We start from the raw sequence: 809 nt of genomic DNA on the forward strand, positions 1-809 counted from the left end.
CCCGGTGGAAAAGCTATCCCAAGTGCATCATGCCGTTGATGAGGCATATCTGATTATGCTGGTTCCTGCAAAAGGGAGGCGAACACTTCAGCGGGTGTCTTGAATCCAAGACACTTGCGCGGGGTTGCGTTGAGATCATGGGCGAGGGCAGTCAACTGCGCCTGGTTGACCTGCGTCAGGTCAGTGTTGCTGGGTAAGTAGCGTCGGATGCGCTTGTTGATGTTCTCAATAGCACCTTTTTGCCATGGCGAGTTTGGATCACAAAACCAGCTTCTGGCCCCCATTCCATCTTCCAAAGCCCTATACCCCATGAACTCGGAACCACGATCAAAGGTAAAACTGCGGCGTGCGTGATAAGGCAGTGCAGCAAAGGTCTGAATGATTTTGTTCATGATAGGCTTTGAGTGCCGACTGTTGTTTTTGATGATGACGCAATAACGACTTTTGCGTTCAACAAGCGTCATGACATTGGCTTCTCCAAGCTCTCGCTCAAAGATAATCAAATCACCTTCCCAGTTCCCAAATTGCAGACGACTGCCAATGAAATCAGGGCGTTGATGAATGCGAAACGCTTCTGGAATGCGGGAACTGCGCGATCGTCTGGTGCCGCGTGGGCAGCGTTTTGTTCGCATCTCGGCAAGATGTTCATACAGCTTCAGAGCGTGTTCTTCCTTTGAATAGATGAAGCGATAGATTGTTTCTGCACACAGACGTATCGCGCTCACACCATGGCTAACCAATCGACCGCAGATCTGTTCCGGCGACCAATGGGCTTCCAATTGTTCAATGACAAACTTGCGCAGCTCTGG

Annotated in this window: 1 protein-coding gene; it reads right to left on the bottom strand. The window is 50.4% G+C overall.

Annotation, left to right across the window (positions count from 1 at the left end; all coding sequences use genetic code 11):
* Positions 1–53: 53 nt before the first annotated feature.
* A partial coding sequence (locus tag JAU75_RS23860) for an IS30 family transposase (RefSeq protein WP_199058948.1) occupies positions 54–809 on the bottom strand: 756 nt, incomplete at its 5' end.

It is taken from the genome of Ochrobactrum sp. Q0168, from assembly GCF_016427605.1.
Lineage (GTDB): Bacteria > Pseudomonadota > Alphaproteobacteria > Rhizobiales > Rhizobiaceae > Brucella.